Source organism: Serinicoccus marinus DSM 15273 (assembly GCF_008386315.1).
In the GTDB taxonomy this organism is placed as follows: domain Bacteria; phylum Actinomycetota; class Actinomycetes; order Actinomycetales; family Dermatophilaceae; genus Ornithinicoccus; species Ornithinicoccus marinus.
In genome coordinates this window covers 982,356-996,168 of sequence record NZ_CP043808.1, presented here as the reverse complement: position 1 = coordinate 996,168, position 13,813 = coordinate 982,356, and the positions used below count along the sequence as shown (strand labels likewise).

15 protein-coding genes are annotated in these 13,813 nt (G+C 67.3%); 7 read left to right on the top strand and 8 right to left on the bottom strand.

Annotated elements, in window-relative coordinates; all coding sequences use genetic code 11:
- Nucleotides 1-50: 50 nt before the first annotated feature.
- The 3 genes from FU792_RS04790 to FU792_RS16650 form a co-directional block, all read right to left on the bottom strand.
- The gene (locus FU792_RS04790; RefSeq protein WP_022926270.1) at nt 51-953 is read right to left on the bottom strand and encodes an SDR family oxidoreductase; all 903 of its coding nucleotides are present in this window, start codon (nt 951-953) and stop codon (nt 51-53) included.
- 78 nt (nt 954-1,031) lie between these two features.
- Nucleotides 1,032-1,391 (bottom strand): cupin domain-containing protein, encoded by a 360-nt coding sequence (locus tag FU792_RS04785; protein ID WP_238706047.1) that lies wholly within the window; start codon nt 1,389-1,391, stop codon nt 1,032-1,034.
- A 180-nt stretch (nt 1,392-1,571) separates the two neighbouring features.
- Nucleotides 1,572-1,721 carry a hypothetical protein gene (locus FU792_RS16650; RefSeq protein ID WP_022926272.1) on the bottom strand — a complete coding sequence of 50 codons (150 nt, stop codon included), beginning with the start codon at nt 1,719-1,721 and terminating at the stop codon, nt 1,572-1,574.
- A 266-nt stretch (nt 1,722-1,987) separates the two neighbouring features.
- Here FU792_RS16650 and FU792_RS04780 point away from each other — a divergent pair, with 266 nt between their 5' ends.
- Complete coding sequence (locus FU792_RS04780; protein ID WP_022926273.1) at nt 1,988-2,170, top strand: hypothetical protein; 183 nt, start codon at nt 1,988-1,990, stop codon at nt 2,168-2,170.
- A gap of 198 nt (nt 2,171-2,368) precedes the next feature.
- Nucleotides 2,369-3,868: a DUF5129 domain-containing protein gene (locus FU792_RS04775; RefSeq protein WP_022926274.1), complete on the top strand. Its 1,500-nt coding sequence runs from the start codon at nt 2,369-2,371 to the stop codon at nt 3,866-3,868.
- 145 nt (nt 3,869-4,013) lie between these two features.
- Here FU792_RS04775 and FU792_RS04770 read toward each other — a convergent pair whose 3' ends face one another.
- The 3 genes from FU792_RS04770 to FU792_RS18755 all read right to left on the bottom strand — a co-directional run bounded on the left by FU792_RS04770 (nt 4,014) and on the right by FU792_RS18755 (nt 6,278).
- Nucleotides 4,014-4,997 carry an NAD(P)-dependent alcohol dehydrogenase gene (locus FU792_RS04770; RefSeq protein ID WP_022926275.1) on the bottom strand — a complete coding sequence of 328 codons (984 nt, stop codon included), beginning with the start codon at nt 4,995-4,997 and terminating at the stop codon, nt 4,014-4,016.
- A gap of 139 nt (nt 4,998-5,136) precedes the next feature.
- Nucleotides 5,137-6,138: an IS3 family transposase gene (locus FU792_RS04765; RefSeq protein WP_149814581.1), complete on the bottom strand. Its 1,002-nt coding sequence runs from the start codon at nt 6,136-6,138 to the stop codon at nt 5,137-5,139.
- Nucleotides 6,135-6,278: a hypothetical protein gene (locus tag FU792_RS18755; RefSeq protein ID WP_161600198.1), complete on the bottom strand. Its 144-nt coding sequence runs from the start codon at nt 6,276-6,278 to the stop codon at nt 6,135-6,137. The genes FU792_RS04765 and FU792_RS18755 overlap by 4 nt, the downstream gene beginning before the upstream one ends.
- Nucleotides 6,279-6,626: 348 nt before the next feature.
- On the opposite strand from FU792_RS18755, the gene FU792_RS04755 reads away from it, so the two are divergent.
- The gene (locus tag FU792_RS04755) at nt 6,627-6,821 is read left to right on the top strand and encodes a hypothetical protein (RefSeq protein ID WP_022926174.1); all 195 of its coding nucleotides are present in this window, start codon (nt 6,627-6,629) and stop codon (nt 6,819-6,821) included.
- Nucleotides 6,822-6,850: 29 nt separating this feature from the next.
- Here the strand turns inward: FU792_RS04755 and FU792_RS04750 are convergent, their stop codons facing one another.
- The gene (locus FU792_RS04750; protein WP_149814579.1) at nt 6,851-7,567 is read right to left on the bottom strand and encodes a pepsin/retropepsin-like aspartic protease family protein; all 717 of its coding nucleotides are present in this window, start codon (nt 7,565-7,567) and stop codon (nt 6,851-6,853) included.
- 916 nt (nt 7,568-8,483) lie between these two features.
- Here FU792_RS04750 and FU792_RS04745 point away from each other — a divergent pair.
- The 4 genes from FU792_RS04745 (at nt 8,484) to FU792_RS04730 (ending at nt 10,359) form a co-directional block, all read left to right on the top strand.
- The gene (locus tag FU792_RS04745; RefSeq protein WP_022926177.1) at nt 8,484-8,723 is read left to right on the top strand and encodes a type II toxin-antitoxin system Phd/YefM family antitoxin; all 240 of its coding nucleotides are present in this window, start codon (nt 8,484-8,486) and stop codon (nt 8,721-8,723) included.
- Nucleotides 8,724-8,748: 25 nt separating this feature from the next.
- A complete protein-coding gene (locus tag FU792_RS04740) occupies nt 8,749-9,108 on the top strand; it encodes a type II toxin-antitoxin system VapC family toxin (protein ID WP_161600197.1) in 360 nt (119 codons plus the stop codon).
- 37 nt (nt 9,109-9,145) lie between these two features.
- Nucleotides 9,146-9,286: a hypothetical protein gene (locus FU792_RS04735; RefSeq protein ID WP_022926179.1), complete on the top strand. Its 141-nt coding sequence runs from the start codon at nt 9,146-9,148 to the stop codon at nt 9,284-9,286.
- 704 nt (nt 9,287-9,990) lie between these two features.
- Nucleotides 9,991-10,359 carry a PH domain-containing protein gene (locus FU792_RS04730; protein ID WP_193559854.1) on the top strand — a complete coding sequence of 123 codons (369 nt, stop codon included), beginning with the start codon at nt 9,991-9,993 and terminating at the stop codon, nt 10,357-10,359.
- 383 nt (nt 10,360-10,742) lie between these two features.
- Here FU792_RS04730 and FU792_RS04725 read toward each other — a convergent pair whose 3' ends face one another.
- Nucleotides 10,743-13,808: a DEAD/DEAH box helicase gene (locus FU792_RS04725; RefSeq protein ID WP_022926182.1), complete on the bottom strand. Its 3,066-nt coding sequence runs from the start codon at nt 13,806-13,808 to the stop codon at nt 10,743-10,745.
- Nucleotides 13,809-13,813: the final 5 nt, after the last annotated feature.

Genomic DNA, 13,813 nt, shown 5'->3' with positions numbered 1-13,813 from the left:
ATCCTGCGACGCCATCGCGGAATTGCGGCCCGTCCGGCTCACACCGCGTGTCACGGACTGTCGGCGCCGCCGTTGACGTTGAGCGTCTCGCCGACCACGTAGCTGCTCTCCGGTGACGCCAGGAAGACGTAGGCGGGGGCGAGCTCGACCGGCTGGCCGGCACGGCCGAGAGGTTGCCCCAGGCCGAACTCCGGGATGGCGTCCTTGGGCTGACCCTGCACTACCTGCAGCGGCGTCCAGATGGGGCCGGGAGCGACGATGTTGACGCGGACCCCCTTCGGCGCCAGCTGCTTGGCCAGGCCCTTGCCGAAGGTGTTCATCGCACCCTTGGTCATGGCGTAGTCGAGCAGGTGCTCGCTGGGGCTGTAGGCCTGGATCGAGCTGGACAGGATGATCGTCGACCCCGGCCCCAGGTGCCCCACCGCCGCCCGACACATCCAGAACATCGCGTAGATGTTGGTCTTGACCGTGAGGTCGAACTGCTCGTCGCTGATCTCCTCGATCGACGGGGTGCTGACCTGCTTGCCCGCGTTGACGACGAGCACGTCGAGTCCACCGAGCTTGTCGGCGGCCTGGTCGACGATGCGCTGGGCCGTCTCGCGGTTGGTGACGTCACCGGGCAGCTGCTCGCAGACCCGACCCTCCGCCTCGACGAGCTCGCGGATGCGGTCGGCGTCCTCCTGCTCGTCCGGCAGGTAGTTGATCGCCACGTCGGCGCCCTCACGGGCGTAGGCGATGGCGACGGCGCCGCCGATGCCGGAGTCACCACCGGTGACGAGGGCACGACGGCCGGTCAGCCTGCCGGTGCCACGGTAGGACGTCTCGCCCCGGTCAGCCGGCGGATCGAGCTCGGCGTCCAGCCCAGGCATGGGCTGGTCCTGCTCGGGCGGCGAGATCCGGGGATGACGGGTGGTCGGGTCGTCGAAGGTCAGCTGATCGCTGGTGCTGGGCATAGGGAGATCCTGCCCCCGTGGCCGGCGGTCCGCACGACGGGGCGGCACGACCGGCGCGCGGGCGCGGACCGGTCTCGCTCACCCCTTGAGGTCGTCCTCGCCCTCTCCCGGCTGCACGCTCCACTCCGGCGGGGAGTCCTTGCCGGAGTCCTCGTCGGCCTCGGCCTGCTCGGCCGTGTCCTGGACGATGCCCTGGGCGTGGTGGGTCGGGGCATACACGGCATAGAGCCGCATCGGCTCCTCGCCGGTGTTGATGACGTCGTGCCAGGTGCCGGCGGGCACCTGGATCGCCCACCCGTCGCTGACGTCCTGGGTGAAGCTGAGGTCGTCCTCCGCGGGACCCATGACGCAGCGTCCCTGACCGGAGTCGAGGCGCAGGAACTGGTCGGTCTCCGGGTGCGCCTCCAGCCCGATGGACTCCCCCGGCGGGATCGACATCAGGGTGACCTGGAGGTACTTCCCGGTCCAGGGCGACCGTGCGATAGGTGTCGTTGGCGCGCGTCTCGGTCTCGATGTCGAAGGCGTTGGGCCGGGGGCCGTTGTCGGTGACCATGCAGGTTCCTGTCGTCGGGGGTATGCCGGTCACCAACCTACGACCCGCCACCGACACCGCGCAGGTCACCCCGACCGCGTGGCGGTCGCCTCGTAGCGCAGCGTGCTCGCGCGGCAGGTCGCGAACTCGTCCACGTCGACGACGAGCACGAACGACAGGGCCCCGCCCCGGGCATGCCCCACCACGAGCTCGGCGCGGCTGAGCTCGGCGGGCACCGGCTCACCCCCGCAGCGGCCTGACCGCGGGCGCGAGCGCGCTCCAGCAGAGCCGAGCAGGCTCCAGCGGCGGGCCCACGTCGGGCGACAGCAGCAGCAGTGGCGGCAGCTTCAGCGGCGCACGCAGCTCCTCGCGGTTCTGAGCAGGTCGGACACGCCGCGGTCCACCGCCTGCCGGTCGCGGGAGGCAGCGCATACCCGGGTATGACGCAGGTTCAGCCCGCGGTGCGACGACGGACGCGGCCGTGGTCGCACAGGGTGGAGCCATGAACACCACGAAGACGACCACGAGCACCTCGACCGACACCCGCGGCTCGCAGCTGCTCGTCCTCGGGCTGACCTGCGGCGTGGCTCTCGCACTGGCGCTGGACAACTGGCTCTATGCCGCCACCGGCATCGCCCTCGCCTTCGGCTGGCGCCCCGGCAGTTCCGCGGACTCCGGCCGGTGAGCCCCTCCTCCTCGACTCCTCCCTGAGACCAGCGTCGGGACAGCAGGACCTCCATTGGGAAGTTCGCCGATGGAGGTCCAGCTATCCCGTGGTCGGTTGTCGACAGCAGGGCTCATCTCGGGGAGATCGCCCCTGCGGCGGAGGGGTGTCCGCCGGGTGGCCGATGTGTAGCGCACGCCGACGGGGCAGAGTGGGACCATGACGATCACGCATCCCACCGAGCCCGCCCGGCACCGAGGGTTGCCGAACGCCGGTCGGGCCGGTCTGGCCACGGTCGGCGTGCTCGCAGTCGCCGGGACCAGCCTGGGGCTGTTCCTCGCCCAGGCACCAGATGACGCAGCCACCGGCCTGACCGTGGACGACACGGCACAGATCATGGAGGTGGACCGGCTGGACGCGGCGGTCGAGGAGCTGGAGTTCCACGACCCCACCGAGCTTGCCGTCTTCACCTATCGCGGTGGCAGCGACGCCGATGACCAGTCGCTCAACCGCGCGGTGCTCGACCACGCACGCGGGAGCCGCCCGGAGTGGCTGAGCGAGGACGGGCAGCGTTGGGCCGACGGGCTGTTCGTGCTGGCGGTCGACCCCGAGGCCCGCCTGGTGGGCACCTACTTCGGCGACGACCGCGCCGTCGGCGACGAGGAGCAGCTGGACATCCAGGAGGCCACGAAGGACGACTTCCGATCAGCGCGGTGGACCGACGGCGCGGTGGCCGGCCTGGAGGAGGGAGCGGACCGGATCAACGCGCCATTCATGCGCAGCGCCGGCGGCGTGGTCCTGGGCATCTTGGGCTCTGTCGTGGCCCTCATCGCCGGCGCGACCTGGGTCGGCGTCGGCGTCGCGCGGTCCGCCGGGAGCCGACGGATGAAGGAGGACGCCGACCGGCGCGTCGCGGACGTCAAGCGCGACGCCGCCGACACCGAGCGTCACGCCAAGAGGATCCCCGATGACTCGCGCTACGGCTTCGAGGTGCTGCGTCGCTTCGACGACTACCGGCGTGGCGTCCGCGAGCTGACCGAGTTGGAGCAACGGGCCGCCCAGCTGGCGCCGTCGACCTTCAACCGCAAGCCGGTCGCGTCCGAGCTGACGGCATACCAGGAGAAGGCGGTCGAGCTCGACCACCTCGACGACGCCATCGCCGACACGGCGATCTTCCTCACCCAGGACGCCGACTGGCGAGATGCCTGGGCGCGGCAGGTCGACCCCGTCCGGGAAGACCTGAAGCGGGTCACGCCGCTGCTGGAGGAGGAGCTGCCGGAGGAGGCGCGCGACCTCCCCGAGGGAGAGACGCTGAGGGGTTTCGCGACAGCTGCACTGACCCGGTTGGACGAGGTCCAGCACGGTCTCGAGCGCGGTGAGGTGTCGCCGGACGACGCGTTGGACGCCGTGCGCGACACCCGCGACCGACTCAGCGGGCATCTCGACGAGCTCTCCGAGAGCGTGGTGCAGGTGGTGGGCCAGGACGAGACCCAGCGCGAGACGCTGCGCACCACGCTGGCCCGGCAGCGCGACGAGGCCCGCCCCGGTCCATCGATCATCGGGACCGCCTACCCGGCGTGGGCCTTCTTCCCGGTCGCGGCGATGAGCACCGGGGTGTCGGAGGGCACGCAGCAGATCGCGGCGAGCTCCGGGGGCGGCGGCACCTCCGGCTACTCCGGCGGGAGCTTCAGCGGGGCCGGGAGCTCCTCGAGCTTCTGAGGCGGCTGCTCACTCGATCCCTCGTCGCCTGCGCGGGACCGATGTCGGGATAGCACAAGCCTCATCGGGAAGTACGCCGATGGAGGTCTGGCTACCCCGACGTCGGTCCTGGCAGGCAGGGATGGTCAGGAAGACTCCGCCGGGCTCAGCCCGCCAGCGTCTCGGTGTCGATGACGGCGCGATAGCGCACCTGGCCGTCGACGACCTTGTCGTAGTAGTCGTCGACCTGACCGGCGTCGATGACCTCGACCGTGGCGGTGATGCCGTGCTCGCCGCAGAAGTCGAGCATCTCCTGGGTCTCGGGCAGGCCGCCGATCATGCTGCCGCGGATGGCCCGCCGATTGCCGATGAGCGAGAAGGCGCTGACCTTGAGAGAGTCCTCGGGCGCACCGACGTTGGCGAGCACGCCGCCGCGGTCGAGCAGCCCGAGATAGGAGTCGAGCGGGATGCCGGAGCCGACGGTGTTGAGGATGAGGTCGAAGGACCCGGCCAGCTCCTCGAAGACGCTGCCGTCCTCGGTCGCGCGGTAGTCCTTCGCGCCGAAGGCGAGGCCGTCCTCCTTCTTGGCGTCGGTGCGGCTGAAGACGGTGACGTCGGCGCCCATGGCGCTGGCGATCTTGACGCCCACGTGCCCGAGGCCGCCGAGCCCGATGACGCCGACGCGGGTGCCCGGCCCGACACCGGCCTCCTTGAGCGGGTGGTATGTCGTGATGCCGGCGCACAGCAGCGGCGTCACACCCGCGTGGTCGGACTCGGCATACGTCTCGGGGATCCTCACGACGAAGTCGTCGCGGACGACGACCTCACCGCTGTAGCCACCCTTGGTGATCTCGCCGTGGTAGTCCTCCGCGCCGTAGGTCGGGACGGCGCCCTTGGCGCAGTACTGCTCCTCGCCGTCCTGGCAGGCGGCGCACTCGCCGCACGAGTCGACCAGGCAGCCGACACCGACGACATCGCCGACCTGGTGGTCGCTGACGTCGGAGCCGACCTCGAGGACGGTGCCGAGGATCTCGTGGCCGGGGGTCAACGGGAAGAGCGCCTCGCCCCACTCGCCACGCTTCATGTGGATGTCGCTGTGGCAGATGCCGGCCCAGCGGATGTCGATGCGCACGTCGTCGGGCCAGGGCATTCCCTGCGTGACCGGCGACTGGAGGTGCGGCGCTAGCGTGGCCGCGTGACGATGATCCACCTGCGGGTGAGGCACCTGCCCCGAAGCGGTTTCCTCGGTCGGCGCCCGGAAGGTGTCAAGGCGGGTGAGACAGTTTCCGTCAGGCGGTCTGTATGAGGGCCTCCTGTGAGGGTTGGTTGATCCACGCCGCGGTGGGCAGGTTCGGCGCTTGGGGTCGGCGGTGGCCGAAGCGTTCGGGGTGGGCGGCGTAGGCCGCGTCCAGGGTGGCCTGGCGTTGGGCGCGGACCTGGGTGGCGGTGCCGTAGTGGACGCTGGCGGGGGTGTGCAGCCCGATCCCGGAGTGGCGGTGCTCGTGGTTGTAGTAGGCGAAGAACTGCTCCGCGAACGCGCCGGCGTCGGCCAGCGACCCGAAATGCTCGGGGAAGATCGGGGCGTACTTGAGGGTCTTGAACGCCGCCTCGCTGTAGGGGTTGTCGTTCGAGACGTGCGGTCGGGAGTGGGACCGGGCCACGCCCAGGTCCACCAGCAGCTGGGCGACCGGTTTGGAGGTCATCGAGGTGCCCCGGTCGGCGTGGAGTGCGTCCGGGACCCCGTGGATGCCCATCGCCTGCTCGAGCAGGTTCTTGGCGATGTCGGCGTCCTCGCGGGCGGCGATCGTCCAGGCCACGACGAACCGGGAGAAGATGTCGAGCACGACGTACAGGTCGTAGTACACACCCCGCTCCGGGCCGCGCAGCTTCGTGATGTCCCAGGACCACACCTGCCCCGGGCCGGTGGCCACCAGCTCCGGTCTGGTGCGGGCCGGGTGGGTGGCCTGGCGGCGTCGTTCGCCGGCCATCGCGTTCTCCCGCAGGATGCGATGCATGGTGGACTGCGAGCACAGGTAGGTGCCCTCGTCCAGCAGCGTGGCCCAGACCTGCGCGACCGACTTGTCCGCGAACCGTTCGCTGGTCAGCACCGACAGCACGTGGGCCCGCTCGGCCGGTGTCAGCTTGTTCGCTGGCACAGGCCGCGGTGCCCGTGCACGTGGCGGTGGCGGGTTCTTGGCCCGGTAGTGGCCGGCGCGGGAGCGGCCCAGCAGCGCGCACGCCCTGGCGGTGCCGACGTGCTCGGCCACCTCGTCCACGGCTGGGTTGATCACCGCGGCGACCGCGGCGGTCTGTCCGCGCTCTCGGAGAGCGTCTCCAAGAGCGCGTGTGCTTTTCCCATCAGGTCCAGCGCCGCCTTGGTCCTGGCCAGCTCGGCCTCGGCCTTCTCCGCCCGGACCCGTAGCGCCTGCATCTCCCGCTCGCGCCGGTCCCGCGGTCTGCTGCCCAGCCCGGCCTGTGCACCCTCCGCAGCGGCCTTGCGCCACTCGGCGATGTGGGAGGGTACAGACCCTCCCGGCGCAGGATCGCGCCTCGCTCCTCCCGGTCCGCGGCGTCGTACTCGGCCAGGATCGCCGCCTTGAACTCGGCGGTGAACGAGCGCCGCTTGGGACGGTCAGCACGAGGAGCCATGGCCCCATCATCGGCGCCGACGTCAGCAACCGTCATCGTCATCTCAAAATGTCCGTTTCTCGCCCCGTGCGAGGTCAGTAGCAGATCAGCGGTGGTGTCTCACCCCATCCTGACGCACAGGGGCCGCCCGGTGCAGATCGAGGTCGACCCGTTGCCCCAGGACTGGGTCCGCTCCCCTGTCACGACCGAGCGCGCCTACACCCTGATCAAACCGCTCATCGGATGGGACGAGGCCATGCTCGTGCTGCAGCGCGCGCGGCGAGAGTGGACGGGCGGGACCGGGCCATGGGTGAGCGCCTTCACGGGCGTGGTCAGCGAGGAGTGAGCTCGCGTAGCCAGACCTCCGGGCAGGCCTCAGCCCGGACCCGGCAGCCCTGTCGGCGGGTCAGGCTCAGGGTGCTCGCCGAAGCGGTCCCAGTCCCCCCATACGGGCCGCTCCCGCCAATGACCCGACGTGTCGAGGTCGCGATAATGGGTGATCTTCACCTCCGGCATGCCTTTGATCGTCTCGCGGCAAGTCGCTGTGCCGTCCTGCCGGAACACCCATGCCTTGTGGGCGGCACTCTGGGAGAAGGTCCGAGGCCCCGAGGAATCCTCCGCGTAGACCCACACCTTGTAGTTCATCAAGAACAGCTTGTCACTCTCGCTGACTTGGCCCCAGTCGAAGGACTCCACGATGGAACCGTTGTCGTCGTAGACACGGACGCGTACATGGTCACCGCCAGCACCCATGACCAGCGTGTAGTCCGGGACCGCACGGTCAGCGCGAAGGCGGCTGACGGAGAGCTGAGGCGACGTCTCGAAACAACGCTCTGCCTCCTGCTGATCGATCTCCGCGATGGGCTGCAGCAGCCGTATGTTCCAATCGCGGCCGTAGCGGTAGCTCACGTCGTCAGCAGGCTCGGGGTGTTCGCCGAAACGGTCCCAGTCGCCCCATGCGGGTCGGTCACGCCAGTGGCCCGACATATCCAGATCGCGATACCGCGTGATCTTCACCTCGGGCATGCCCTTGATCGTCTCGCGGCAGGTCGCTGTGCCGTCCTGAAAGAAAACCCAGGCCTTGTGCGCCACCGAGTCCTCGAAGCTCTGCGGTTCCGAGAAATCGTCTCCGTAAACCCAGACCTTGTGATTGTCAAGAAACAATTCTGGTCGCCCTGGAACCTCGCCCAGTCGTAGGAGCCGATGACCGATCCAGCGTCGTCGTAGCGATGAACCCGAACATGGCTGGCATCGGGACCAACGAGCATCGTATACGTTGGGTTTCTGCCCGTGTCGGACATTCGTGTCACAGATGTCCAGCCCGCGAAGCCGCGCTCGCGAGCAGCGGCCTCGCCAATCTCGTCGATGGGGCACTGGAGCCGGTTGTTCCACTTGCTTCCATACCTGAAGGTCATGCCTCTCCCATGTCTCAAACTTATGTCTTGCAATCGAACCCATTCATGTCAACAATGCGAATATCGCGAGTCTTCGCGTAGGTCACAAGTTCGGTTGGTATCACGCCGCCACGCTGGGGGGGTACCTGGAGTACGAGCTGACCGTCCAACCTCTGACCAGCTAGACCTTCCTCGACGTTACGTGGCGTTCACGAGATTCTTACATTGGGAGGGTACTTTGTCGCGATTTCCCGCACAAAGCTCTTCGCTGTGCTGAGAAGCGCAGAGTCCCGTGAGGCGGACTACGACCACCAGATCCGGGTCGCGGACCGTATGACCCGCTGCGGCCTGCGGACCACGCCGGGCGGGTTCGACCCGCGTCATGCCTTGGCCTGGTGTCGCCGGCCTGGCGCGCGCTGTCGGACGCGTCCGGGTCCTGACTGTTCCGCGACCCGCCCAGCGAGCAGAGCCGCCGTCGGGCGGCTGGACTCGCGCGAATAGTGCTCTGGCCAGAGGACGCGTAGGTGGCTTGGCGGGGCATGTCACCAGAGCGTCACCGTCACCACCGTCGTCAACCTAGCCAGACTTAGCCAAGCGGAGATATCGTCGACTACATGATCCAGGTCAACGTGCATGAGGCAAAGTCGCAGCTGTCCCGCCTCATCGAGGCCACGCTCGCCGGTGAAAAGGTGACCATCGCGCGCTCCGGTCGGCCCGTCGTCGACCTGGTCGTCCACTCCTCTCCGCCGGTCGTCATCGGCGTCCCAGGCTGGGCCGGCGCTGACGTCGACACTGATGCGCTGGACGCGCCTGATCCGCAGATCGACGCCCTGTTCGCCGGTGCGGACGAGTGAGCGGCCTCCTTCTCATACCAATGCGTTGCTCTGGACCCTGACGGGTGACTCACGTCTGGGACCGGAAGCACGTAAGAGCATCACCGGGGCAGGCGTCGTGAGGTTCTCGGCGGTCTCTGTCCTCGAGATCACCATCAAGACGATGCTCGGCAAGCTCTCGCTCCCCGGTGATCTGCCGACAGCACTCACCGCCAGCGGTCTCAGCGAGATCCCCCTGACATCCCGGCATGCCGGTGCCCTGACCGAGTTTGCCGAGCTGGCCCGCCACGACCCGTTCGATCGGATGCTCCTGGCGCAGGCACACGTGGAGCAGCTGAGCCTGCTCACGTCAGATGGCACGCTCCTCGGACCGGGTCTGCCCTGGGTGATCGACGCTCACCAATGAGCCGGACCTCGCCATCGTCGACAACGGCGTCGACATCATGGCCCTCGGTGGACGGGGCGCCTACCTGCCCGACGTGGACGACCTCATCCTCGTCAAGGTCGCCACCGGCAGCGGTGCGGGGATCATCTCGGGGTCGTGGCGGCAGCGGGGGAGTCGGGCACCGTCACGCCTGCGCTGATGCTCCATCGCTTTCTCGACGGTATCCGCGGTTTCCATCGACCCGACGTGCTCCAGACACGGAAAACGCGCCACCCTGCCTCCTGCCTCACGCGATCGCTGTCTACGGCGGCCGAAAGATGTGACTCTGCTTGGTTGGTCATAATCGTGAGTCCTCGGTGGTGTCTCACCTCATCCTGACGCACAGGGCCTCGTCGTCGGGCTAGATCACCTCATTCCTGCGCTCGGGCCGGTGCCCAGTCTCAATCCTGAGTTGGTTCAGACCATGGCACGCGTGCCAGCCCTGCTCACCGCGCCACAGGGTGTTGAGCGTGAGTCCCCCCACCTACCGCCCAACCGCAGGCCTCATCGACGCACGAAGGATGCGGCGGTAACGCAGGCTCTCCACCACGGCGGGGCGCCGCGGCCGGCTTGGCGGGAGCAGTCGACGACTGCTTCACGGCGCCGAACCAGGAAGCACACCAGATCGCCTTTTGTCCTACTCCTCTACCTCATCTTCCTTGTGCTTCTGGCCACGAACCTCGAGACCTTGATGGCCGTGCAGGCCCCTATCGTCGACAGCTTTGTGTCCATGCTGACGGACTAGGCGTCGGAGGCCTGGCATAGAGATTGACGCCGTCAGCGCTGGCAGTGCACGGCGTGACGTGCACGCCTGCTCCCCTTTGAGAAGATGAGTGCTTTGCTCGACCACCCAGAAAGGACATGATGGAAACTGCACCCATCCTCACGTGGACGCTGATCTCGGAGTGCCCCATCCCCAGCGACGTTCAAAAGTTGCTGACCCCTGGCGAAGAGGGGCGGTGGCTGGCGGCCTACAAGACGTTCCGAGACTCAGCCATCTTCACAACCAAGAGACTGATGGTCCGCGACGCTCAAGGCATCACCGGCAAGAAGGTCGAGGTGTACTCGCTCCCCTACTCCTCCATCCACATGTGGTCTTCTGAGAATGCCGGCATGATCGACAACAACGCCGAGATGGAGCTGTGGACTCGCGCTGGTCACGTCAAGGTGAGCCTGCGCAAGGGCATCGACGTCCGCCGTCTCGACTCGCTGATTGCGCACTATGTCCTCTGAACACCGATCAGGGACAGCCCACCTCGAACTCGGTGAACGCATAGAGAGCAAGGGCAAGACGCTTCGTGTCTCCCAACTCGACATCGACAGCGTCGTGTCCATGCGCCCAGCGCTGATCCGCGTCGCCACGGGCCGCACCACCATCACCTACGGCGCGCTCAAGAATGAAGCCGCTCTACCGCACATGCCGACGGGAATGGGCCGTCTCCTCGACCTCACCAAGGTGGAGTGCGAGCGCCGCGGTGAGCCCGACCTCGCTGCGCTGGTTGTCAACGCACAGACGCGCGAAGTGGGTGACATGTACGGACCGGAGCCGTGGACGAGCGTGAGCAGGTCTATCAGCACTGGTCGCGTCACTGAGCTGAGCAAGGCTCGACCCCCCCCTACCCCGCTGCCACGGTCGCGGCCGCGAAGAGGTCAGCCGGCATCGGTTGCGCAAGCTTCCACGTCACAGCGATGGGGCGCTCACCCCGATGGGAGACGTAGGTCGAAGGCCCGAGGTACAGGTAGGGGCTCGTTCCGAAGTCGTCCTTCTGCTCCTCCCGGACGAAAAGCAGGACGGTACTCGTGCCGTTGAGGTAGCGCTGTCCGGTCTTGGACCGCTCGGTCGTAGTCGACTGGCTCTCCCAATGAAAGAGCTGCTGGCTGATCGGGTAGTCGCGGTACATCGTGGTCGGCGAAAAGCGCTTCTCCGTCTTGCGCAAGGTGATGAAGAACGCGTCGACATTGAGCTCCGGGACGAAGAGCACACCTTCACGAAACGAGTTGGGCCTGCGATTCAACGAGGCGTAGCCGAGAGCCGCAAGCACTTCCTCTCGCTGATATCGGGCGTGCACCCGGAGGGGCATCTGCGCCAGCGGGCCAGGAGTGGGTGCCACCGGCCGCTCCGCTTCGTCGAAGGCGACCGCGATGACGGCCTGCATCTCTTCGACGAGGTCCGGGACCTGGGCCAGCTCACTGAGTCCCGCGCGCACGGAACTGTGTCCTCCCCCGTCCGGCCACAAGGTGAAGAAGAGCATCTCTGCAAGACTCTCCTCCGTCGGCGTCAGACCCGTTCGATCCGGGTTGGCGAGCAGAGCTTCATACCCGCGGCGACGCACGGGGTCGTCCACATGGGCGAGCGCTCGAACTCGCTTCGCGAGCGCGACCTCCACCTGACTGGGCGAGCCCCGCAGGTGCCCGGCGTCTCGCCGCAGCTCGGTCCACGATTTCTGTCCACGCCGCAGGATGTCGGAGAGCGAGTAGCCAGAGTCATCGATAAAAGTCTGCAGCGAGGTGTCCTGCCCGCTAGCCCGGAGTTGGTTGACCAGATGTGCCCACCGAGCGCTGAGCTGAGCCTTCAGACTGGCGAGTACGGTCTCTTGCGCGCGGCGATCGAGGACGATCTGGCACCCACTGGGCAGATAAGGGAAGCCGTCTTCCAGGTCCTGGGTCAGGCGCCGTCGGGGCCGCCCGGTCAGCGCCGCGAGTTTGGCGTCGAACCGGAACTCCTTGCGTTGGTTGCCGACAAAGTCCAGGACCGTGAGGACGGGCTTGTCCGGACGCTGCCGAAGCCCGCGGCCCAGCTGCTGGAGGAAGACCGTGGCGCTCTCGGTGGGGCGCAGGAACAGCAGGGTGTCGACATCAGGCAGATCGACGCCCTCGTTGAAGAGGTCGGCGGCGAAGAGGATGCTGAGTCGGCCAGCTCGCAGATCACTCAGGGCGGCCTCACGCTCTGCTCCTGGCGTCGTGCCACTCACTGACCGAGCGGGGATTCCTGCCTCGGTAAAGACCTTGGCCATGTAGGCGGCGTGCTGGACACCCACGCAGAAGCCGAGCGCCCGCATACCGTGCACGTCGAGAACCTTGTCGCCCAGCTCTCGCAGGATGATGCGGGCCCGCGCTTCGTTACCGGTGTAGAGCTGATTGAGCTGTTCTTCGTCGTAGCGGCCCCTCACCCAGCTGACGTCACTGAGGTCGGTGCCATCCGACGCCATGAAGTAGTGGAACGGGCAGAGGATGCCGGCCTGAAGCGCCTCCCAGAGGCGCAGCTCGGCGGCAGTGCGGCCGTCGAAGTAGGCACGGACGTCGAAGCCGTCGGTCCGCTCGGGAGTGGCGGTCAGCGCCAGGAGCTCACGTGGCTGCAGATGGCTGAGGATGTCCTGGTAGCTCTTCGCTGCGGCGTGGTGGAACTCATCGATGACGACGACGTCGAAGTGGCGCGGATCGAGGTTTCCCACGCCGTAGGAGTTCAGCGACTGAACGCTCGCGAAGACGTGCTGCCATCGCTCAGGACGCGCGCCGTCGACATAGAGCTCACCGAAGGAAGCATCCGCCAGCACCTCTTGGTAGGCGCGTCGTGACTGCTCCAGGATCTCCTTGCGGTGAGCCACGAAGAGAAGGGTCGGGTAGCGCTTTGTGGACGGGTCGGCGAGTCGGCGGTAGTCCAGCGCCGCGATGATCGTTTTCCCTGTCCCCGTCGCCGCAACAACGAGGTTGCGGTGTCTCCCGTGCAGCTGTCGCTCCGCCTCGAGCGCATCAAGGATGTGCTGTTGATATGCGTAGGGCCGTACGTCGAGGCCGGACAGCGTCCACCCTGTGTCGGGGCGGACCTTGCCACTGGCAACTGCCAGCGCATCATCGAGGCGGTCTCGGTCTGCGACGTCGTTCGGGTCGTAGGGCACGAAGCTCGGGTCGTTCCAGTAGGTCTCGAACGTGCCCGAGAACTTTTCGAGGAGGTGAGGTGTCGCGACCCGGGACAGTCGCACGTTCCACTCCAGCCCATCCAGGAGAGCACTACGCGAGAGGTTCGACGAGCCGACGTATGCCGTGTCGAAGCCGGTCTTCCGGTGGAACATCCAGGCCTTCGCGTGCAGCCGTGTCTTGGCTTCGTCGAAGTGGGTGCGGACTTCCGCACCGAAGTCCTGGACGAGGCGGTCCACGGCACGGCGTTCGGTCGCGCCCATGTATGTCGTGGTGATGACTCGCAGCTGAGCGCCGCGATCTCTGAGCGCTCGTAGGTCGTCCTCAATCACCCGGAGTCCGTGCCACTTCACGAAGGCGCACAACAGATCCACCTGGTCGGCAGATGCAAGCTCGGCCCGGATTTCGGCACCGAGGCTTGGCTCCCCCTTGACATTGGTCAGGAGGGCGGCGTTGCTGAGAGGTGTTGCGGGGCGGGGAAGCTCCGGCCCGTAGCTAGTAGCCCGCACGCTCACGAGGTTGCGAACCGGTGGATGCACCGTCCGCTCGCTCGCTAGCTGATCGACAACACGATTGACCAGATCGACCCGCGCGTCCTCACGTACACCACGCAGCACATCGCGTATGACGTCGGCCACGTGGCGAGCAAGAACGTCCGGCTGCTCCGCGTCCTCAACTGGCTGCATCCGGGCCGCAACCAAAGCCTCGTCATGAAGCTCGTCTGCAAGGAGACGCGTCACCAGACGCTCATAGATCCCCTCGTGCATGGCTT